Annotated in this window: 19 protein-coding genes; 5 read left to right on the forward strand and 14 right to left on the reverse strand. The window is 39.0% G+C overall.

Features of this window, described 5'->3' with window-relative positions; translation table 11 throughout:
* Positions 1-30: 30 nt before the first annotated feature.
* From LY11_RS00745 to LY11_RS00790, 10 genes are all read right to left on the reverse strand, one after another.
* Positions 31-1,293, reverse strand: coding sequence for a sugar MFS transporter (locus tag LY11_RS00745; RefSeq protein ID WP_111631827.1), 1,263 nt, complete (start codon positions 1,291-1,293; stop codon positions 31-33).
* 26 nt (positions 1,294-1,319) lie between these two features.
* The gene (nagB, locus tag LY11_RS00750) at positions 1,320-3,239 is read right to left on the reverse strand and encodes a glucosamine-6-phosphate deaminase (RefSeq protein ID WP_111631828.1); all 1,920 of its coding nucleotides are present in this window, start codon (positions 3,237-3,239) and stop codon (positions 1,320-1,322) included.
* A 23-nt stretch (positions 3,240-3,262) separates the two neighbouring features.
* Complete coding sequence (locus LY11_RS00755) at positions 3,263-5,953, reverse strand: glycoside hydrolase family 2 protein (protein ID WP_111631829.1); 2,691 nt, start codon at positions 5,951-5,953, stop codon at positions 3,263-3,265.
* A gap of 497 nt (positions 5,954-6,450) precedes the next feature.
* Positions 6,451-7,419 carry a thioredoxin-disulfide reductase gene (trxB, locus tag LY11_RS00760; protein WP_111631830.1) on the reverse strand — a complete coding sequence of 323 codons (969 nt, stop codon included), beginning with the start codon at positions 7,417-7,419 and terminating at the stop codon, positions 6,451-6,453.
* Between the two features lie 112 nt (positions 7,420-7,531).
* Positions 7,532-8,158, reverse strand: coding sequence for a toxin-antitoxin system YwqK family antitoxin (locus LY11_RS00765; protein WP_111631831.1), 627 nt, complete (start codon positions 8,156-8,158; stop codon positions 7,532-7,534).
* 19 nt (positions 8,159-8,177) lie between these two features.
* Positions 8,178-9,806, reverse strand: a complete 1,629-nt coding sequence (locus LY11_RS00770) for an acyl-CoA carboxylase subunit beta (protein ID WP_111632225.1) — start codon at positions 9,804-9,806, stop codon at positions 8,178-8,180.
* Positions 9,807-9,909: 103 nt separating this feature from the next.
* The gene (locus LY11_RS00775) at positions 9,910-10,494 is read right to left on the reverse strand and encodes an LOG family protein (RefSeq protein WP_111631832.1); all 585 of its coding nucleotides are present in this window, start codon (positions 10,492-10,494) and stop codon (positions 9,910-9,912) included.
* A 7-nt stretch (positions 10,495-10,501) separates the two neighbouring features.
* The gene (locus LY11_RS00780) at positions 10,502-11,080 is read right to left on the reverse strand and encodes a hypothetical protein (protein WP_111631833.1); all 579 of its coding nucleotides are present in this window, start codon (positions 11,078-11,080) and stop codon (positions 10,502-10,504) included.
* 98 nt (positions 11,081-11,178) lie between these two features.
* Complete coding sequence (gene guaB, locus LY11_RS00785) at positions 11,179-12,648, reverse strand: IMP dehydrogenase (protein WP_111631834.1); 1,470 nt, start codon at positions 12,646-12,648, stop codon at positions 11,179-11,181.
* A 108-nt stretch (positions 12,649-12,756) separates the two neighbouring features.
* The gene (locus LY11_RS00790; RefSeq protein ID WP_111631835.1) at positions 12,757-13,227 is read right to left on the reverse strand and encodes a GNAT family N-acetyltransferase; all 471 of its coding nucleotides are present in this window, start codon (positions 13,225-13,227) and stop codon (positions 12,757-12,759) included.
* A gap of 404 nt (positions 13,228-13,631) precedes the next feature.
* On the opposite strand from LY11_RS00790, the gene LY11_RS00800 reads away from it, so the two are divergent.
* The 4 genes from LY11_RS00800 to LY11_RS00820 all read left to right on the forward strand — a co-directional run bounded on the left by LY11_RS00800 (position 13,632) and on the right by LY11_RS00820 (position 17,655).
* Positions 13,632-13,874 (forward strand): hypothetical protein, encoded by a 243-nt coding sequence (locus tag LY11_RS00800; protein WP_111631837.1) that lies wholly within the window; start codon positions 13,632-13,634, stop codon positions 13,872-13,874.
* 444 nt (positions 13,875-14,318) lie between these two features.
* Positions 14,319-15,287 (forward strand): transglutaminase domain-containing protein, encoded by a 969-nt coding sequence (locus LY11_RS00805; RefSeq protein WP_111631838.1) that lies wholly within the window; start codon positions 14,319-14,321, stop codon positions 15,285-15,287.
* Positions 15,288-15,393: 106 nt separating this feature from the next.
* Entirely contained in the window at positions 15,394-16,014 is a 621-nt protein-coding gene (locus tag LY11_RS00810; protein WP_146610777.1) for a hypothetical protein, read from the forward strand.
* A 504-nt stretch (positions 16,015-16,518) separates the two neighbouring features.
* Complete coding sequence (locus LY11_RS00820) at positions 16,519-17,655, forward strand: hypothetical protein (RefSeq protein ID WP_111631841.1); 1,137 nt, start codon at positions 16,519-16,521, stop codon at positions 17,653-17,655.
* 73 nt (positions 17,656-17,728) lie between these two features.
* On the opposite strand, the gene LY11_RS00825 is transcribed toward LY11_RS00820, so the two are convergent.
* Both LY11_RS00825 and LY11_RS00830 read right to left on the reverse strand, forming a co-directional pair.
* Positions 17,729-19,003 carry a M16 family metallopeptidase gene (locus tag LY11_RS00825; protein ID WP_111631842.1) on the reverse strand — a complete coding sequence of 425 codons (1,275 nt, stop codon included), beginning with the start codon at positions 19,001-19,003 and terminating at the stop codon, positions 17,729-17,731.
* Positions 18,996-20,240 (reverse strand): M16 family metallopeptidase, encoded by a 1,245-nt coding sequence (locus LY11_RS00830; protein ID WP_111631843.1) that lies wholly within the window; start codon positions 20,238-20,240, stop codon positions 18,996-18,998. Before LY11_RS00830 ends, LY11_RS00825 begins: the two co-directional genes overlap by 8 nt.
* Positions 20,241-20,337: 97 nt before the next feature.
* On the opposite strand from LY11_RS00830, the gene mqnC reads away from it, so the two are divergent.
* Positions 20,338-21,462 carry a cyclic dehypoxanthinyl futalosine synthase gene (mqnC, locus tag LY11_RS00835; protein WP_111631844.1) on the forward strand — a complete coding sequence of 375 codons (1,125 nt, stop codon included), beginning with the start codon at positions 20,338-20,340 and terminating at the stop codon, positions 21,460-21,462.
* A gap of 79 nt (positions 21,463-21,541) precedes the next feature.
* On the opposite strand, the gene LY11_RS00840 is transcribed toward mqnC, so the two are convergent.
* Positions 21,542-22,372 (reverse strand): ferritin-like domain-containing protein, encoded by an 831-nt coding sequence (locus LY11_RS00840; RefSeq protein ID WP_111631845.1) that lies wholly within the window; start codon positions 22,370-22,372, stop codon positions 21,542-21,544.
* 11 nt (positions 22,373-22,383) lie between these two features.
* A complete protein-coding gene (locus LY11_RS00845) occupies positions 22,384-23,094 on the reverse strand; it encodes a ferritin-like domain-containing protein (protein ID WP_111631846.1) in 711 nt (236 codons plus the stop codon).
* Positions 23,095-23,102 lie beyond the last annotated feature (8 nt).

Below are 23,102 nucleotides of genomic sequence, written 5' to 3' on the forward strand. Positions count from 1 at the left end.
ACGCCTGCCGGAGCAGGCGCTTATTATAATTTAGTAGTTTTTGCTTTTCACCTTGTATCCTGCTGCTGCATAATAAAAGATAAAAGCATAACAAGGAACCATGATCCAATAGGCTTGCTGTGCATTTAAGCGATCGACCAGCGCACCATAACAAAGCGGAATGATTGCTCCCCCTGCAATACCCATAATCAATAAAGAAGAGGCTATCTTGGTAAACCTGCCCAGCCCTGAAAGTGCCAGCGGCCAGATTGCCGGCCAGACCAGTGAATTTGCCAGCCCAAGCAACGCGATAAATAAAACCGACGTATAACCTGTGGTAAAAATGGCGATCACTGTCAATACAATACCCAGTACCGCAAACCATTTCATCGCATTTTCCTGGCTGATATATTTCGGGATACAAATGATACCGATCAGATAACCGAGTATCATTCCCATTAAGGTAAAAGTGGTAAAAAACTTAGCTGTAGAAAGCGGGATGCCCTGATAATGCGCATAACTGATAATCGTATCACCAGCCATCACTTCTACCCCTACATAAAGGAATACCGTTAATACGCCCAATAACAAGTGAGGAAATTGAAGGATACTTGTTTTTCCGGCAGTAGCCAATGAAACAGTCTCATCCTCCTGGTCTGTATCTATCTCCGGTAAAGTTGAAAAATAGATCAGCACCGCTAAAATGATCAGTACAATAATAATGATCACATAAGGTAAGATTACTCTGGATGCCAGCGCATTCAGTTCAGCGATTTTCTCTGCCGGGTTCATGGTAAGCAGACGATCATGAAAACCATCTGCATCCTTTAAAGCAATTGCGCCTAAAACGATCGGTGCAATTGCACCAGCCACTTTATTACAAATCCCCATGATACTGATCCTTTTGGCTGCACTTTCAGCAGGCCCCAGGATCGTGATATAAGGATTAGAAGCCGTTTGCAATAAAGCAAGCCCTGTTCCCTGGATAAATAATCCCAGTAAAAACAAACCGTAAGTACGGGTCAATGCTGCCGGAATAAAAACCAGTGCACCAATCCCCATCACCACCAATCCCAAAGCCATCCCCTTTTTATAACCAGTTACTTTAAGCACACTGGCAGATGGAATAGCCATCACGAGGTAACTGATATAAAATGCGAAAGCGACCAGGTAAGACTCAAAATTATTAAGCTCACAAGCGAGTTTCAAATAAGGGATCAACACTGAATTTAACCAGGTTACAAATCCGAAAATAAAGAATAAAGCACCAATGATAATAATGGGCGGCATTCCTTTTTTAGCTGTTGTTGTCATTGACTATAAGGTTTAGGTTTAAGCAATTAAAACTTCCACTTCACAAATGCTTCCATAGCTTCATATTCAGCTAGTCCAAGTTGGTCATAAGCCCTTGCAGTTTCCTGCGTGCGTGCCTCTGCCCTTACCCAGAATTCTCTTGAATCCTCACCCGGAAAAACAGGGAGATCCTTTTGCGACTGATGTTTGAATATAGCTAGTTTCTTTCTTTCTACTTCTTGTGGTGAAAGTGGTACAGCCATTTCAATTTCATGGGTTTCAAACTCATGCCATGCGCCTCTGTATAACCATAACCAACAATCTTTTGTCCAGCTTTCAGTCTTTCTCAAACGCGTCATTGCTTCCACTAAAATATTGAAACATACTTTGTGTGTACCATGCGGATCGGCAAAATCACCCGCAGCAAAAACCTGGTGCGGTTTTACTTCCTGTAACAGTTCCATCGTTTGCAGAATATCATCTTCAAAACTTACATCTTTCTGGAACTTGCTTCTGTCATAAAAAGGAAGATCCATAAAATGGATACGCTCATCTGTTACCCCTGCAAACCTTGCCCCCGCGATAGCCTCACCTTTACGGATCAGTTTTTTCACCGTACGGATTTCTTCAGGATCTGTCTGGTTAGGTAATTTTGCACTGATAAAACTACGCATGCCATCATAAGTATCCTTTAGCGCTTTGGCATCTTCACCTCTTGACTCTGCGAAATCTATATTGAATTCCATGAAACGCAGTACATCATCATCCCAAACTGCCGTATTACCTGAAGTCTGATAAGCCACATGTACCTGGTGTCCCTGATCTGCCAGGCGGATAAAAGTACCCCCCATAGAAATCACATCATCATCCGGATGCGGAGAGAAAACGATCACACGTTTCAAAGCAGGCTCTGCACGTTCCGGGCGCTGACTATCATCTGCGTTTGGTTTACCACCTGGCCAGCCAGTAATGGTATGCTGTAATTTATTAAAAATATGAATATTGATCTGATAAACCGGCCCGCGTAAAATAGCCAGCTGCGCCATCCCGTTATTGTTATAATTGTCTTCCGTTAACTTCAGGATAGGCTTGTCCAATGTTTTTGCCAGCCAGATAACTGCTTTAGTAACCTGCTCATCCGTCCATGCACAATCCTTAACTAACCACGGTGTATCAAAACGTGTCAATGAAGAAGCTGCGTCCTGATCCAGAATAAATTCTACATGAGGAGATAACTGTAAATAAGTAGCTGGTACATCAGCAGACATTTCACCTTCCACCGCTTTTTTCACGATCGATGCTTTCTTTTCATTCCAGGCCATCAGGATAATTTCCTTAGCCTTGAAAATAGTACCAATACCCATGGTAATCGCTTTGGTTGGCACATTCGCTACTCCACCAAAATCACGGGAAGCATCCCTTCTGGTCAGTTCATCCAATGTCACTAATCTTGTTCCGGAATTAGGTGCAGATCCCGGCTCGTTGAAACCAATGTGACCCGTTCTTCCTATCCCCAGTACTTGTAAATCAATGCCGCCGAAACCGCTGATTTTCTGCTCATACTTCAAACAGAAATCTTCAATGTCTTCTCTCTTTAATTCACCATCCGGGATATTGATATTTTCCCTTTTAATATCAATATGATCAAAAAGGTTTTCATTCATGAAACGAACATAACTTTGATTCGATCCCGGTTTCATCGGATAATATTCATCCAGATTAAAGGTTACGACATTGCTGAAGCTAAGACCTTCTTCTTTGTGTAAACGGATCAGCTCTTTATATACTTTCACAGGAGTGGCTCCGGTAGCAAGGCCTAAAACAGCCTGTTCTCCTTTTTCCTGTTTTGAAAGGATAAGAGATGAAATTCTTTTTGCGACTTCAATACTTGCAGTTTGTTCATCGGCGTAAACACTGACCGGCAATTTTTCGTATCTCGTCTCTTCTAATAAATTTAATCTTGACATGTTTATATTTGTGAGGTTTGGTTCTAAGGATTAATCTGGACGGTTTGTTCCTGCCCAACATAGTTGGTTAAAGTGATCACTGGCAAAGCAGCTCCTTTTTCAGGCTGATAATCGATAATGATCTTTTTGTCTGCCCCTGGAAGGATAGAGAAATAATTATCATCATAAAACACCGGTAACACTCTTTTTTTAGTTTGCGCATTCACCAGCGAAACCCTGTTAAAGAAACTTACAGGCCCGTTAGCCGCGTTGCTTAATGAAACTTCTATCTGCCCGCTTTTCAACTGTTTTGCAGTCATTTTAAGCGCAGAACCTTTCAGTGAATTCAAGCCTGAATGTTCACCCTTACTATCAGCTAACCAGTATAAGTTATTACTTAATAAGTTTTTATTTTCATCCAAGAGCTGTAGAGAAAGGAACGCTCCCTTTTTAGCTGAAAGCTCGTCTACAATCTTTTTAACTGACATTACTTTTTTAGTACTTGCCGGATCAAGGAAACAGAATACCTTAGTTAAAGAAGTCTCTTTTCCATCCATATCAAATACCCTGGCATCGAGCATGATGTTTTGTTTACCTGTAAAACCATTGTTGACCACCATCAGCATCCCATCTACAGGATTATACATCGCGTGTAAAGGCTCACTTCCAGAGCGTAAACCAAATAAACAAGCATTCGGGTCCAGGTAATAATCATACATCTGTCCACGCATCGAAGTCCATGGATTCTGTGTTTTCCAGATAATTACACCGGTATACCATTCCCACATATGTGCACTGAAGCCTTCTATTAATCCTCTGTACTGATCATAATTGACCAATTGTGCCTTCTTTGCAAAATCAGCAACGTCAGCTGGCTTACCATAAGGCAAAATATGCTGCTCATAACCTACACCCAGATAATTGTGATAATCCCATACAGAATCCACTTTTTCAGAAGGGCCTTTTGCTTCCCGTTTTTCAGGAGTTATATATACAGGGGCGATTAAGTTAGCCTTAGGGATAAATCTTTCCAAAGACTCCAGATCACCAACTCCAACAGAACCCACTTCAGAATTGAAAGGGAAAGTGCGGTCTTTCCAGAAAGTACTTACATCCTGAATCGTGTAAGGCCCGTCACCATTTCCACCAATTGTATTCAGCGACATGCTGTCTGAATTCGAATAATCAATAAACCAGCGTGTACCATCTAATTTTGGTAAAATTGAATCACGCAATGGGATCAGAATATCATCCGGTGGGGTAATTTCATTTCCTCCGCACCAAATTGCTAAAGAAGCATGGTTACGTACCATTTTAATCATATCTGCAGCCGATTCAAGGAACAAATGATGGTCATCAGGATACTTTCTTCGTGTCCACTGATCTTCCAGTTTCATTGGATCTTCCCACCTGCCGTTACAATCACCCGACATCCAGAAATCCTGTAAAACCAGCATTCCGTATTTATCACAAGCCTGGTAAAACTCTGGGCGTTCAATTAAAGCACCACCCCAGATCCTGATCAGGTTCAGGTTCATATCCCGGTGATACCTGATTTCTGTATCATACCTTGCATCGGTAAAACGAAGCATCGCATCAGAAATAATCCAGTTACCTCCTTTAATAAATATCTTTTGTCCGTTAACCAGGACCTCTTTACTTTTAGTGGTCACATTCCATTCCGTCTGAATCTCTCTGATCCCTACATTTACAGTCTGACTATCACAAAGTTTAATACCTTTTTCTAAAAAGCTGATTTTTAGAGCATATAAATCCTGTTTACCATAACCAGCAGGCCACCATAATTTAGGATTGGCAAAACTTAATTCAGGAAGATTGATTTCATTGGTACTGTTAGGTTTCAATGTAACCGATTTGGTCACCTTCTGTCCACCCATCGTATAAACCAGGTTTCCTGTTACAGGTCTGGCTGTTGTATTTTTAAGTTCAGCAGAAACCTTAATAATTGCAGGCTCCTGTTGTCCGGAAGCTTCACGTTTTCCAGGAACCAAGGTAACCACATGCGGATTATCCAAACTTACACCACCTGTTCTTTCAATATATACCTTATCCCAGATTCCGGTATTTCTATCTCTGATCGGACGGATCCAGTCCCATCCTGCAGTATACTGATGAGCTACTCCTTTTGCAATAGTTCCATCACCACCCTGACCGCCATTTGGGTTACCCACTTCATCAGGAGGATAAACAATAACAGCTAACCGGTTAGTTCCGCTTTTTGAAAGTAATGCGGTAATATTAAACGTCTTTCTCAGGTACATTCCTTTGAAAGGTTTGTCATTTACTTTTTTACCATTCAAATAGATGTCACAACTGTAATTAATACCTCTGAATTTCAACCATACCTGGCCGTCAGCACCAGGAATTGCTTCCTTAAAATCTTTAGTGAACCAGTAAGTATAATAATCTCTTCCTGTATCATAAATATCAAGGATCAGTTTATTATTCATTCCAAAAAAAGGATCTGGTACTTCTTTATTCTCCAGCATGGTGGTCAGGACAGTTCCAGGAACTACAGCCTTTTTCCAGCCTGACAAAGAGAAAGTAGCGTTAGAGATTTCTGTGCCTTTTGCTTTTACTTGAGTAGAGGGCATACATAGCCAGCCCGAATTGAGTTCATATTGATCTTGAGCTGAAGACTGATTGAATGTTGCAAGCACGATCAGTAAAGAAAACAGCATTTTGAGCAATCGGAATTTGGTGGTTTTAGACATTACGAATTTGTGTATTTATTTGGTTTTTAATATAATGGTATAAATATGTTCAATTTTTTTCATCGGATGAATAATTACTGTCAAACAAGAAGTTCTGACAGCAGAAAGAACGTAACCAGGCAGAAGATCATTCAAAAATGAAGAAGCTGGTCTTTAAAAGAATTGCAATTTTATAATGATTTATATTAACAGTAGCTTAAGTACCGTAATACCCTAAAATTATTTGAAAATCTAATAGCAAATACAATGTTAAATCGCTTTAGCTTATTAAATTGATGAAATTATAATAAAATACGGAGAATACAAAACATGATCATCCATTTATTTGGATATTCGAAAGATAAAACACTAAGGGATTGACTTTTACACCTGATATTAAGTCATGTAATATGCTTATAACAATTAAATTACCCTATTTCTTAACACAAATTTAATTTTAAACGCAAAAAGCCCCGTCAGTAAAACTAACGGGGCTCTGTATACTGATAATATACTATTTAAGAAACAGCTTTCACTTCATGTTCTTTAGCGGCAAGATAACGTTCCGCATCCAAAGCTGCCATACAACCTGAACCCGCAGCAGTTACTGCCTGGCGGTAATAATGATCCTGTACATCACCTGCTGCAAAAACACCTTCAATATTTGTTTTTGTAGTTCCAGGAATGGTTTTGAGATAACCCGTATCATCCATATCCAACCAGCCCTTAAAGATGTCAGTATTTGGTTTATGACCGATAGCCACAAAGAACCCTTCTACTTCCAGGTCTTTTTCTTCACCAGTTTTGTTATTTAAAACCTTCAGACCAGTTACATTTTTACCATTGCCTAAAACCTCTTTAGCTTCAGAATTATAGATCACTTCAATATTAGGCGTATTTAATACACGGTGAACCATTGCTTTAGAAGCTCTGAATTCATCACGACGTACTAACATATATACTTTCTTACACAATTTAGCCAGGTAAGTAGCCTCTTCAGCTGCAGTATCTCCTGCACCTACGATAGCAACATCCTGATTTTTGAAGAAGAAACCATCACATACTGCACAAGCTGAAACTCCAAAACCATTGTAATGCTGCTCACTAGGTAAACCTAACCATTTTGCAGTAGCACCTGTAGAGATAATTACCGTATCGGCAGTAATAGTTTTAATCTCATCAACCACTACTTTATGTGGTGTAGAAGAGAAATCTACTGAACTTACATAACCAAAGCGAATATCTGCACCAAAACGTTCTGCCTGCTTGCGGAAATCTTCCATCATTTCAGGTCCCATGATACCATTAGGGTAACCCGGGAAATTGTCTACATCAGTAGTCTGCGTCAATTGTCCTCCAGCTTCCATTCCGGTATACAACACAGGTTTCAAATCTGCTCTGGCAGCATAAATTGCAGCAGTATAACCTGCCGGACCTGAACCTATGATCAGACACTGAACGTGTTCTATTTCTTGAGAAGTATTCATCTATTTATTTATTATTGTTATAGCTGTACACCTGTAAGTTTTACAGGTGATCTTATATTCTTTTAATGTACAAAATTAAGCTTTAAAGCGGGATGCGCAAAGATTAAATTGGCTAATTTGTCTTCGTACGTTCTGCCTGTTTATCGCGGAGTTTTTTACCTTTTAAAGTAGAAACCAACTGATCATTGACATATTCATTTTCCTGTTTTCCGCCACTGAGCGTCCAGGTGCCTTCTTTTTTTCCGTTGGTGTACAAACCAGATACCTGTTCCTCACCCCGCATATCATAAGCTTTATATGACCCATGGATAATCCCCTGCGAAAAAGTAATGATCTGCTTCATTTTACCATCCGGATAAAAAGTAATCCAGCGGCCATCACGTCTTCCATTCTGATAAGAACCGATCAGTTCAATATATCTTTCCTTTCCGTTGATCTCAAAGCCATCATTCCTGTTGTTATTCTCAGGTGTGATCCAGTTGTAATAAACGAATTTACCTACAGGTACCTCCATATTATCATCCCTGAAAGAACCAGAAGCCAATAGTACACCGCTAAAATCATACTTTTTAAAAGTATAAACAGTATCTCCGGTAATTTTACCAAGTACACCATAAGTTACGGCCTGGGCAGAGTCCAGCGTAAGCTGATCTTTACCATCAAGTAAAATCGTTTTAACCTGGGCATAAGTACTAAACCCGGCGAACAGCAGAAAAAAACAAACAAGTATCCGTTTCATTGTAGCACAAAGTTAGGGACTAGGTCTGGATAATTCCAACATTGAATTGTCTTTTTATTGGTGACTGATTTGCTGCCTCAATTCCCATAGAAATAACCTTACGCGTCTCCAGAGGATTGATAATTCCATCTACCCATAACCTGGACGCTGCATAAAAAGGAGTCGTCTGGCTATTGTAACGGTCTGTAATCTCTTTCAGCAATTCAGCTTCCTTCTCCGGAGTAATTGTTTCCCCTTTTGATTTGAGGGAAGCAGCCTGAATTTGTAACAAAGTCTTTGCAGCCTGAGAACCACCCATTACGGCAATTTTAGCACTTGGCCACGCATAAATCAAGCGCGGATCATAAGCCTTACCGCACATGGCATAATTACCAGCACCATAAGAATTACCAATTACAATAGTGAATTTAGGGACTACTGAATTCGCTACCGCATTCACCATTTTTGCACCATCTTTAATAATTCCGCCCTGCTCAGACCTGCTTCCTACCATGAAACCAGTTACATCCTGCAAGAAAACCAAAGGGATTTTTTTCTGGTTACAATTCATAATGAAACGTGCCGCTTTATCAGCACTGTCAGAATAGATTACCCCGCCAAACTGCATCTCGCCTTTTTTAGACTTCACTACTTTACGCTGATTCGCGACAATACCGACAGCCCATCCATCTACCCTGCCTAAACCGCAGATAATACTCTGGCCATATTCTTTTTTATATTCTTCAAATTCCGAATTATCTACCAGGCGGTAAATGATTTCGTGCATATCATACTGCTTCTCCCTGTTTTCAGGCAGAATTCCGAATATATCTTCAGGGTTTAATTTTGGTTCCTGAGGCTTCACGCGGCTAAAACCAGCCGATTGAGGTTCCCCAAGCATACTCATAATATTACGGATGCTATCCAGTGCAGCCTGGTCATTCGGTTGTTTGTAATCTGTAACGCCAGATATTTCACAATGCGTGGTTGCCCCACCCAGTGTTTCATTGTCAACCTCTTCACCAATGGCAGATTTCACCAAATAAGAACCTGCAAGGAAAACAGAACCAGTTCCTTCCACAATCATAGCTTCATCACTCATGATCGGTAAGTATGCCCCACCAGCAACACAAGAACCCATAATTGCAGAAATCTGTACAATTCCATCCGCAGACATCATTGCATTATTTCTGAACATTCTTCCAAAGTGTTCCTTATCAGGAAATATTTCGTCCTGCATGGGCAGATAAACCCCGGCACTATCTACCAGGTAGATCACCGGAAGCCTGTTTTCCATCGCAATTTCCTGCGCACGAAGATTTTTCTTGGCAGTCATTGGAAACCATGCCCCTGCTTTCACCGTAGCATCATTGGCTACAATCATACACTGGCGGCCGGAAACATAACCAATCCCGCAGATTACTCCCGCAGATGGACAGCCTCCTTGTTCTGCATACATACCGTCTGCAGCAAAGGCCCCTATCTCCAAAAATTCTGTTTCTTTATCGATCAGGTAAGCAACTCTTTCCCTGGCCAGCATTTTACCTTTTTCTTTTTGCTTCGCCGCACTCTTCTCTCCCCCTCCAGCAAATATTTTCTTCAGCCTTGTTTTAAGATCATATACCAGCTGCTTATTAATATCTTCGTTTTTGTTGAATTCGATGTTCATTCGGGCAAGATAAGCCATTCTACCAAATTATAGAAAGAGAAATGCAAATTTTACAAGATAAAATCACTCTTATTGTCAATAAGACACATTATATATTGGGCGATTAACTTAAATTTCTATCCTCAAACCAAACCGAATCTGGTGCAGCCTTGAAGTCCATCATTTTCTGTATTAACTCCACTGGCTCAGTCGCATCAATCACCAGTTTCCTGTTGTTTGGTGTCAATAATTTATGGGCAACCATTACATCCAGCTGTGCGAATAAATGATCGTAAAAACCACCAACATTCAGTACACCAATAGCCTTATTGTGTAACCCCAGCTGTAACCACGTCAATACTTCAAAAAACTCTTCCAAAGTCCCGAAGCCACCAGGAAGAATAATAAAACCATCAGAAAGGTCAGCCATCTTTTGCTTGCGCTGGTGCATATTCTCCGTAACAATCAGCTCAGTAACTTCTAAGTTTCCAACTTCTTTATCCAATAAGAACTGAGGGATTACGCCAGTTACCAATCCCTTGCGGTTCAATACTTCTTCTGAAATAATCCCCATTACCCCCACACTTCCACCGCCGTAAATCAGACGGATGTCATGGTCTGCAAATGCTTGTGCCAGGTTCTCTACAGCCGCTCTTAAAACAGGGTCCCCGTTAAAATTGGCACCACAATAAACACAAATCGATTTCATTTAAAAATTATTTAATATCAGTTTTAGCTTTTTTAGTGTTTGCAATAAATGCGTCTCTTAAATTCTCCAGATCAGCAACCAGCTGTCCTTTAATAGCCTGAAAATCAAAATCCAAAGTATTGAAAGAATAGTTTTTAAAAGTTAATTTATAACTTAAAACCAAGGGGCCTAATTCATAAGTTGATTCTTTAACAGCCTCTTCCAGATCCAAACCATTCTCAGTGAATCCGATATTTTCAATCAGGTTGTTCAGAATTTGTTTTTTATCTTCTCTATGCCCTTCCCGGTCATATACGAAAGTGAATAAAGCTTCAGCATAATTTCTGATGGAATCCATGATCGCCAGGTTCTCTGATATTGCTTTTTTTAATTCCTTCTTGATTTTGGCGCGTATTTCATTACGGCCTTCAAATCCTGCTGCCTCATCTTCAACCAATAATTCAGCCTGATAACTTTTTAAGGCCTCAATACCAAGGAATGATAACTTAACACCATCTTCAGATTCTTCCAAAAAAGCAGGAGCTGCTATTTGATCAAAATCAGCTATATAAACACCTGTAACAGGTACTTCAATTTCTATTCTCATGAGATTCTATGATATATTTTATAGTATAATAAAAAATCACTTCAGTTCTTTATGAAAAAGCACTGAAGTGATTTAAACAATTTTGAAAAGAAAAAATCTTAACGTGAATAATTTGGAGCTTCTTTAGTGATCGAAATATCATGCGGATGGCTTTCTCTCATTCCAGCTGCAGTTATCCTTACAAACTTGGCTTGTTGCAACTCTTCAATAGTTGCAGCACCACAATAGTGCATTCCAGCTCTCAGGCCACCAACATATTGATAAATGACTTCAGCTAAAGTACCTTTATAAGGAACACGGCCTACAATACCTTCAGGAACAAGCTTAGTCACTACATCTTCCTCATCCTGGAAATAACGGTCTTTAGAACCATGCTGCATCGCCTCCACAGAACCCATACCACGGTAAGACTTAAACTTACGTCCTTCATAGATGATAGTTTCACCCGGTGACTCCTCTACTCCTGCGAATAAAGAACCCGCCATAATTGAACTCGCACCAGCCGCAAGTGCTTTAACAATATCTCCGGTTTGTTTGATACCGCCATCAGCAATAACAGGGATTCCCGTGCCTTTTAAAGCTTGTGCACATTCATAAACTGCATATAACTGAGGTACTCCCACACCTGCTATGATTCTTGTTGTGCAGATTGAACCCGGTCCTATACCAACTTTAACAGCATCAGCACCAGCTTCAGCAAGTGCCAAAGCAGCAGCGGCAGTTGCTATATTACCAGCGATAACCTGTAAATCAGGAAAACGGGCTTTGATAGCTTTAACCATATCAATTACACCTTTTGAATGCCCGTGTGCAGTATCTACAGTTACGACATCTACACCAGCTTTAACCAGGGCAGCAACGCGGTCAATATTATCAGCTGCAACACCAACAGCAGCACCAACCCTAAGGCGGCCACGTTCATCTTTACAAGCTTTAGGATAGTTTTTATATTTCTGAATATCTTTGAAGGTGATTAAACCTGCAAGGTGACCTTCTTTATTGATAACCGGTAATTTTTCGATTTTGTAATCCTGAAGGATTTCTTCCGCCTGGATCAGGGTAGTCCCTTCAGCAGCAGTGATCAGATTTTCAGAAGTCATCACCTCAGAAATCGGGCGCTGCATATCTTTCTGAAAACGAAGATCGCGATTGGTAATAATACCAACCAGTTTATTGTCATTGTCAATAATAGGTATACCGCCTATTTTATATTTAGTCATGATCTGGAATGCGTCTGCAACAATGGCATCAGCACGAAGCGTTACCGGATCTTGTATCATTCCACTTTCTGAACGTTTAACCTTGCTGACTTCTTCAGCCTGGCGTTCAATACTCATATTCTTGTGCAGCATGCCAATACCACCAGCCTGAGCAATTGCAATTGCAAGCCCTGATTCAGTAACGGTATCCATTGCTGCAGAAACTACAGGTACATTAATACGTATTTTTTTTGTTAAATAACTTCCGGTGTTGACATCACGGGGAAGGACTTCGGAGTAGGCTGGAACTAATAATACGTCATCGTATGTTAGTCCTTCGGCAATAAATTTTTGGGGATCGAGTTGCATGGCAAATAATTAGGAGTTATTACTTGCCGGGCAAATCTACATAAATTATTTGAAATCAGAAACATTTCTCTCCAATAAACGAGGATTGGAGAGAAATTGACAATTAAATTAGATCTCTGAACCTTCTTCAGGTTCACAATGTTGTCTCAGCTGCTTAGGCCCTTGTGGCCAGATATAAGAAGTTGTTTGTTTTTTCCAGCCCAGCTTCTGATAAAAGTCACCCTTTCCCGGAGCCGCTGTTAAATTCACAAAATGATAATTATCAAGCTGTCCGTTCAGCATATTGATGATCTTCTTTCCTAAACCATTTCCCTGGAAATCAGGATCAACAACAATATCTGCCATCACAGCATAATAACGTCCATCCCCTACCACTCTCCCAAAAGCGATGATCTGATCTTCATGGTAAACAAACAAAGTCCATGTGCTTTTTCTGAAGGCAGATGCTATCTCATCTTCTATCCTTGTTCTCCAGTCAATCTTATAGAAAAGCTCACAAACATAAGTCCAGTCTACCGTAGACAAATCATGGTTTAGTTTATATACGAAATTATTAATATCGATTTTTTTTGGTGTCATAAATCTATTTTACTATCATTCCAAAGGGAGAAATGATTTTTATCCGGCGCAAATATGAGCAAATATTTCAGGTAAAAAAATGGCTGAAAAGAAAAGAAATCTTTTTTTATTACACTAAATGTGTTTCCATCAGGAAGAACACATCCGCTGAAAATTTTAAATATTTATATTTCAAAACACTTTTTATGAGAAAACTTAGTTTTAATTTTCAAAACCAAACTAACGCTCATGATTAAAAAATTAAACATAATAGTAATAGTTCTACTATTACTAAAAATTGAGGTTTCCGCTCAAAAACACAAGAAAAACTTCCCGTTTTTAAATATGGTAAAGTAGAACTCACCGAATTTGAAACCAAACCAGATGGAGTTGATTCAAGCGCTGCGGCCGTTAAACTCTTTGATGTGGGAAATGGGTATTTTGAAATCGGACTAGGTAGTACCTTTATTTATGTTTTTGAGCGTCATGTCAGATATAAAATCATACAGAAAAAAGGTTATGATTTAGCAGATTTAGAGTTAAGGCTATATCGCGACGGTAAAGGCAATGAAGAAAAACTTGATATCGTCAACGCTGCGACTTATAACCTGAACAATGGAAAAATTGAAGTTAGTAAAATGGCTGGTGATGCAAAATTTACAAATTAAGTGGATAACAAGCATGTTATCAAAAAAATCACACTTCCAAATATAGAATATCGTTACAAAACAAAATCTGACTTTACTTTAAGCTGGACGACTGGTATTTTCAGGAAAAGTATCCTACCAAATATTCATCATTCACCATAACGATTCCAAAATATTACTTCTACAAATTGATGTAGGTGGATATTATGATATTAATAAAATTGGTCCTATTAATAATTCACAGAACCTGACGATACAAAATGGCACTGGAAAATCAGAAACATGGGATGTCAAAACTACTAAAACCCAATATTACATCAAAAATATCCCGGCTATCAAAGAGGAAAGTTATATCACTACACTCGATGATTATGTCAGCAAAATAGGGTTTGAACTTAACTCGACTAATTTCCCTCAGGGCGGCTACAAGGAATATACCACACCTGGCCAAAAATCATTAAAGAAATGATGAATCATGAGAACTTTGGTGGATACATCCAGAAGAAAAATCCCGGTAAGGAGTTAATCAAAGAGATCATTAAAGGTGAGACCACTCCAGAAGGAAAAATGAATCTCATCTTCAACTATGTAAAAAACAATATTAAATGGGACAATAAATATCGGCTATATACCGAAGCAAACAGCCCGAAATCTGTACTGGAAAAGAAATCTGGCAGTTCATCGGAAATCAATCTGTTACTGCTCAATCTGCTGGATGCTGCCGGACTGGAAAGTTATCATGTTATCATCAATACAAGAGGTAATGGCACACACCCTGGTTATCCACTGGCCAGCAAGTTTAACAGCGTTATTGTAATGACTATTACCGGAGATAAAAAAAACCTGTTAGATGCCATAAATAAAAACAATACCCCGGGACTTTTAAGTTATTCGAATTTAAATCATCGTGGATTAAAGATAAACAGGGGTGATAATGCCGGAGAGTGGATTTCTACCGAAAATAACAAAACGAGCAAAAACAGTATTTTTTATGGTCTCAAGTTGGACATAGAAAATAAACTGAAGCGAACATTATCAATCTCCAGAAATAACTATGAAGGTCTTGATGCAAGGAATGCTTATCAGGCAGCAACAAATCAGGAAGAATTCCTTAAAAATTATAAAAGCAACAAACCAGGTCTTGAAATAAGCAATTACAAGATTGAAAATCTGGACAATCCAGATGAAGCACTTATTGAAAATATGGATGTGACGATTGAAGACAACATAGAAGCTGCTGGTAATCTCTCATACCTTATGCCACTATTATATGAGCGGACAAAAGAAAATCCATTTACCCTGGAAGAACGGAATTATCCGGTAGACTTTGCTTACCCTAAAGAAGAAAACTATCATATTTCTATCGAATTACCTATTGGTTACAAGCCAGACCAACTTCGGATTATGCAAGTTTTGGACAGGCTAATCATATGATCCTGTGCATCCCTGCGGCAAAAGATACAACCTGGCTGGAAAGTACAAGTCAATATACACCAGCAGGATATATATTGGCAATAATAATTCAGGAAGGACTGTACTATTGGTTACAGAAGCCGGTGGACAACTGGTCAGCACTCCTGTTTATAAGCCCAAAGACAATTTCCAAAACCGCATCACTACTATAACGCTGGCCACAGATAAGCCTATTGACGTTCATATCAAAACCACCTACAGCAATTCTCAATACGAAGATCAATTGGGTATGCTATTGTCAGAACCCGTGGAACAACGGAAAAGAGTCATGAGGAATCTCGGAATACCCGATATGGAAATTTCATCGTTAAGCTTTTTACAACCAGACAAAAGTATTCCAAAAATAGAAGAAGATATTGTTTTAAAAAGTTCTCAGATGATCAGCCGCGGAGGAGATAAGTTATTTATAACCCCGAATTTATTAAACAGAAGAGAGAGTGTACTGGCAAAGGTTGAAAACAGGCAAACTTCTTTTTCAGTGGCTTATGGATTCCAGGATACTGATGTAACTACCTATACCCTGCCACAAGGTTATAAAGTAGAATTTGTTCCTCAGGATATTTCACTGGAAACAGAATTTGGGACATATACTGCAAAAATAAAGGTGATAGATAATTCAATCATCTATACACGCAATCAGATCATGAGCAGCAAAAAATATGCGCCTGAAAAATATAAGATATCGTAGAGTTCTACAAAAAAATCTATGTTGCAGACAAACAAAAAGCAGTACTGGCTAAAATTAATTAGCCAGTACTATTTCTCTATTTTTTACCAACCACAATTTTCGTAAAGTCAGCGGTCCATCTCCTACTACATCTCCAAAAGCTATGATGTAATCTTTATAGTAACCAAATCCATTTGCTCTTTCTAAAGACAGATTCCAGGCACCACCTCGTTCTCTAATCAACCTTAGGTAGATCATAATTTAAATCATATACGAAAATATTATTGAATTTTTTTTAGCATCATCTATTTTATAATAGTCATTTTTTTTATTTCATTAGAGATAATAACTCAAATAAACATGTCTAAAAATCCACTTTATTTAATTTTTACGTAAGTAAAACCACGGTTAACGTAATAAAAAATAAATTTAAAATAAATTTAAGCACCTTAATTAGACAAAGTCATATTTCGAATTCTTAATACAAAACGTAATGTTTACAAAAAAATCTAAATCACAAAACGTATGAAATTAAAACTAACGATCCTGGCATTGAGCCTGGCATTAGCAACCATCTCTTGTAAGAAACAATCTGTTTCTTCACTTGAACAGCAATCCCCGGATGTCAAATTAGAAAACGATTACCTGGCCTTCAAGGATCAGGCAACTTTCTTCAAATATTACCAATTAAATTCCACTCTTTCTGAATCTGAAAGACTGAAATGGGAACAATCCATTCACTTTAACTCTCTGACAACAATTTACAACAAATTTAACAGTGAATTAGATGAGCTTGAAAAAGGCACTAAAGAAAATTATCTCATTGGATTTAAGTCACTTCAGCAGCAATACAAGGGGGCAATCTTATTTACAGAGGACAGCTATAAACTGAACTCTTCAGGAATGAGAGAAGCTGCTCTGGCTAACAAAAATGGAATTCTAAAAGTAGGAAATGACTATCTGTACACTTCTGAAAAAGGAGTGACTACCTACAAATCAACAACCTATGAAAAAGCATTGGAAATGATTGCATCTAAAGTCACAACTGAACTGTATGGGGCAGTACCACCTCCAAATTCATTTACATCGAGACTTGGTGGCTGGTATGTTGTAAATAAAGACCGCGGAAGAGTATTGATGAGAATGAAACTATATAACATTAATAATCCTGCTTTTGGTTATCAGAGTTTCTCTTCTTTAGAAGGGATGACAGAACACAAGAATATTTTTGGAACATGGCGTGATGTCAATATGAGTATCAATTTCACTCCTGTATCCTCAAAGACCCCTGGAATGAGTTTCTGGCCGGATAATCTAACAAGTAATCTTGGTGATTATCCAAATTCGTTAACCTTGAATCCTAACTGCCTTGATGGATTATATAACACTAAACACTTTGATCGTGTTCTGGCTATTTCAAATGGCCTTCAAGGTAAGATTAATTTGATAGATCCAAATGCAAAAGGGAGCAGTGAATTTGTAAACTACGCAATTGCGCCTGCGATGTACCCTAACACAAATCTATATTGGAGAGATGTGAGTTTAAATGTTACGGAATTTTCAGTGATGATACAACCAGGTGGTGTTTTAAGTAATCCAGCAGTGGTATTCAATTCAATTATTATTTTTGATACTCAGGATGGTGGCGTTATAAATCAGTAAATACTGATCACAAACAAGTTCATTCTTTTTAAATACACAAAAAAAAGCCCGGGATATTCCGGGCTTTTTGTAATTACTTTTTACCAACCACAACTTTTGTAAAATCTGCAGTATTTAAATATTTATTAGCCAACGCTTTCACCTGTTCAGCAGTAATTGATTTGACTGTATGAATGTAATTATCATAATAATCATAATCTAATCCTGAATAATAGATGTTTTTAAACTTATCAGCATGAGAGAAGGCATTTTCAAGACTTCCCAGCATAGAACCCAGCATATAACTGCGAACCAGGCTAAGCTCCTGCTCAGAAACTGCTTCCGATTTCAATAAATCGATCTCTTTCTCTATTTCATTTAAGGCACTCGTACAAACATCAGCGCCAACTTCTGTAGCGATAAAAAAGTAACCAGCATCTTTCAAAGAAACGATTGCAGAACCAATACCATAAGTATAGCCTTTATCTTCCCGGATATTAGCCATTAACCTGGAACCAAAGTATCCGCCCAATAAGCAGTTCATCACCTGGAAACCTGCAAAATCAGGATGTGAGCGATTGATACTTAAAGTCCCCATTCTGATTGCAGACTGTATAGCATCTGCCCTTTCAATAAAAATTTCCCCTTTTGGTGAAGCTTCAAAAGAAAACTGATTGATCACAGAACCAGCCTCATTATTCCAGTCCATACCAAAATTGGCATTTAACAAGTCGAATTCAGCGGCTTCAAATTTTCCAGCAACGAATATAGTACAGTTTTCAGGCTTGTAAGCAGCACTGAAATAAGCCACTAAATCTGCTCTTTCTATAGCCTGGTAATCTTCCACATCAATATCAGAACCATAAGTTGAAGTCCCGAAAATTGCATGAGCAAAGTTTTTTCTGGCAAGAAAATCATTCTTCTGCAAACTCACCTTCAGCGACTGCTGCTGATTTTGCTTAAAAATATCCAATTCCTGCTGAGGAAAAATACTTTCATTCAATACTGACCATAAAATAGGCAGTACCGATCCAAGATGTTTATTCAGCGTATAAATTTTGATACTTGATTGATCAGCACCATAATCAGTTTGCAAAAACGCACCATAATAATCTACCCTATCGGCAATTTCCCTTGCAGTCAGCTTATCAGTTCCATTATTAATCAAATGGTTTACCGCAATAGCCTGCAACGGTTTAGATTCATCCCAGTTTACGTTTTCAAAAACAAATTCAATACGAACAAGCTCCTGTTTTCCGGCATTCACAGTAAATACCTTAATTCCGTTCGCTAATTCCTGTTTTTGAGGAGCAATAAAATTAATATCATTCACCTGTCTTGACTCAGGTATAAGGGTTCGGTTAAGCATTTTCGGAAGTTAAGTAGTATAAAGTAGAACATTGCTCTCTCACGAAAGTCTTTTTGGCAACCTGAAGCAATTTCGCTGCATCAACAGCAAGATATTTCTGAATTTCAGTATTTAATCCGTTTGCATCACCCAGTAACTCATAATAAGCCAGGTTCATTGCTTTATCGAGCAGGCTCATTTCAGCAAACACCATAATAGACTCCGATTTGTTTTTCACTTTCGTTAATTCTATCTGGCTCACCTCTTCAGTTGCAATCTTATCCAGCTCTGCCCAAACAGCTTTTTCTGCTGCCTCCATGGTCACCCCTTCACTCAGTTTACCTTCTACAACGAATAAACCCTCATCCAGGCTACTGGTGATATACGCATGGATGTCACTAAACAACTGCTGATCTTTCAGTAAACTGTTATATAATCTTGAAGATTGTCCCTGAGAAAGTACATCAGATAAAAGATCGTACACCTGGTAATCCGCGTCTCTTCGGGCAGCCATTTTGAAAGCGAGGTAAAAAGCATTCAAAGGCACGTTTGCAGTCACAGTTTCCTTGCGCGCTTCAGTTTGTGCAGGCTCCTGAACCAAATCCCTCACATATTTATCTCCGGCAGGAATAGGACTGAACCACTTTTCTGCCAGCAATTTAATCTCTTCAGTTTTTACATTTCCACCCACAACCATAATGGCATTCTGCGGATTATAATGTTTTTTAAAGAAGGCCTTCACATCTTCCATCGAAGCATTTTCGATTTGCGCGAGATCCTGTCCTATAGTTGCCCAGCGATAAGCATGCTTTTTATAAGCAAGCGGCCTTAACTTCAGCCATACATCACCATAAGGCTGATTTAAATATCTTTGTTTAAACTCTTCACAAACCACATTCCGCTGTGTTTCCAGACTTTTCTCAGAAAACGCCAGGCTCAGCATACGGTCACTCTCCAGCCAGAAAGCGGTTTCAATATTCGTAGCCGGCAAAGTGATATAATAATTTGTTATATCATTACTTGTGAAAGCATTGTTTTCCCCTCCCACTCTTTGCAGTGGTTCATCATAGACAGGTATATTAACTGACCCTCCAAACATAAGGTGCTCAAAAAGATGTGCAAAACCGGTTTTACCCTCTTCCTCATCCCGTGCACCAACATCGTACAGGATGTTTAATACAGCCATAGGGGTTGTATCATCTTCGTGTACCAGGACACGTAAGCCATTAGCTAGTGTAAAACGATTAAAATCTACCATAAAATATATAATTGTGTCAAATATAGGAATAATGATTTAGGGTAAATGTGATAATCTCATGAAATAAAAACAGCAGAACAAATGGTATATTTGCTGTATGAATACTGCCGAATTATTACAAAGGGCTCTGCAATTCGACTTTTTAACAAAAGAAGAGGGCGTGTTTTTGTACCACAATGCTTCAACAGCCGATTTGGCCTTTGTTGCAAATGAGCTGAGAAAGAAACAAGTACCAAGCGGAAAAGTTACCTGGCAAATTGATAGAAACGTCAATACAACCAATGTGTGTATAGCGAACTGTAAATTTTGCAATTTCTTCAGAAGACCAGGTCATGACGAAAGCTATATTACGGACATAGAAACTTATAAAGTTAAAATTGAAGAAACTTTCCGTCTGGGCGGTGATCAGTTACTTTTACAGGGCGGGCACCATCCCGACCTTGGGCTTGAATTTTATGCTGACCTGTTCAGAAAATTAAAAGCACTTTACCCTGATCTTAAATTACACGCATTAGGCCCGCCGGAGATTGCACACGTTGCAAAAATCGACAAACTTACCCATACAGAAGTTTTAAGTGCGCTGAAAGCTGCCGGTATGGATTCCTTACCTGGTGCAGGCGCAGAAATACTGAATGACAGGGTACGCAGGCTGATTTCTAAAGGAAAATGCGGCGGACAAGAATGGCTTGATGTCATGCGCGCAGCACATCAGCTGGATATAACGACTTCTGCAACGATGATGTTTGGCCATGTTGAAACTATAGACGAACGTTTTGAACACTTAGTGTGGATCAGGGAAGTTCAGAGTGAGAAACCAGCAGATGCCAAAGGATTTTTAGCCTTTATACCGTGGCCATTTCAGGATGACGGTACTTTATTGAAGCGTTTAAGAGGAATTACGAATGATGTTTCAGGAGACGAATACGTGAGAATGCTTGCTTTAAGCAGGATCATGCTGCCGAACATTAAAAATATACAAGCCTCATGGCTAACCGTAGGTAAAAATGTAGCACAATTATGTTTACATGCAGGGGCTAACGACTTTGGCTCTATCATGATTGAAGAAAACGTTGTTTCTGCCGCTGGTGCACCACACCGTTTTACAGCCAAAGGAATACAGGATGCTATCAGAGAAGCAGGCTTTGAGCCACAATTAAGAGGTCAGCAGTATAACTACCGTGACCTTCCTGAACATTTAGAAGAACAGGTGATTAATTACTAATCATTTTTGTTATAAAAAATAAAAAGGAAGAGAACTTAAATCCTCTTCCTTTTTCTCACCATATCTCCCCCCCGAAAAATTATTTGATAAACAGACTTGCAATCGAAAGTACCTGAGGCATAGTTAGTGGTTCATCAAAAGCTTCTGTTGATGCATTTACTGAAAAACCAAGACCTGGAATATTAATACCTAATTGTGTTACATTATCTTCACCAGCGTAACTCGCTGCTGCTGCTGCAACGCCACTATCGTTAGCACCAGTAATCCATGGTTTTAAAGCAGTTACACCTCCACCAGCAGGAGCTTTACGCATTTGGCGGATATGTGAAGCGTGACGCGCCTCAACAGAATGTATTTGTAAAGCAGTTTGCAATACACTTGGACTGCTCATTAGGTTACCAGCTTGTCCTTTATAAGCTCTTACACCTGTATCTTCGAACACTTGCGCTACCGCAAGAAAAGTTGGATAATCAGAGAACACTGTAGGGAAATTTCCTTTTGCAGTAAAATCAAATGAAGCTGCGGTATAAGATACCGGGGTACCACCAGAAGCAGTAATTGCTCCTTTTAATAAATTAACGTGTGCTAATTCATGATCACGAATGTTAGCAATCGCTGCTACAGCAGGTGTACCGGCAGGAATTAATCCCGCAGTATTAATACCAGTCTGATAGAAATTATATTCAATATATTCTAAAGTTAAAGCAAAGTTCAGCACATCAATCACACTGGTTGTGGTTTGTCCGTAAGCTTTTTTGAACATAGAACCTAAAGCCATTGGAAGCGCAGCTAAAACTACTTTTGATCCAAAGCCATAAAATGATTTCATTGCTGCTCTGCGTGGATTTAAGCGTTCATACACTTCACCATCCACTTTTTCAATTTCTTCTAATATGTTAATAATATTCATGATTTCCCGGATTAAGAAGTAGGTAAATTAGACGCGTTAATTGCAGTTTTAAGGAAGACTTTAGCCTTAGTTAAAACCTGGATAGGTGTCAAAGCACCATCAAGTCCATTTGCATCCACAGCAGTGTTATCAGCAAAAGATCCATTTGAAATCAAGTCACGGATTAAAGCCGCGTGGCGTGCTTCAACAGAGACGATTTTTCCTGCAACTTCTAAGTATTTTAGTGTTTTAATGAGTTTACCGGCTCCGTTATAAGCTGAAACACCTAAATCTTCAAAGCCTTTAGCTGCATTCAGTACACTTGTTCTGTCAGCGAAATTGATTGACGAAAAATCTACTTGTAAGCCTACGATCGCGCTTGTATCTAATGCTTTTTTGAAAAATTCACGGTGAGCTAACTCATGATCTCTAATATCCGTAAGTAAAGCAAGCTCATTTGCAGGAATGTTAGCATAAGGACTTTTTACCACTGCATCATAAAACGCACCTTCTAATTGTTCCAGTGCATAAGCATAATTTAAGATACCTATATCACCGGTACCTAAATCCACACCTGTATCCAAACCTGGAGTACTTTTATCTTTTTTACAGCCTGCAGCAATTAAAGCCACTCCTGCAACCCCTGCTCCTGCATATTGCAGAAAAGATCTGCGTTGCAGTTTTGCAGTCAGAATACCGCTCTCCTGAAGCAGTACTTCTTTCTCTTCTTGTAAACTTTTCATAAGAAATG

Origin of the sequence: Pedobacter cryoconitis (genome assembly GCF_003259615.1) — a bacterium.
Lineage (GTDB): Bacteria > Bacteroidota > Bacteroidia > Sphingobacteriales > Sphingobacteriaceae > Pedobacter > Pedobacter cryoconitis.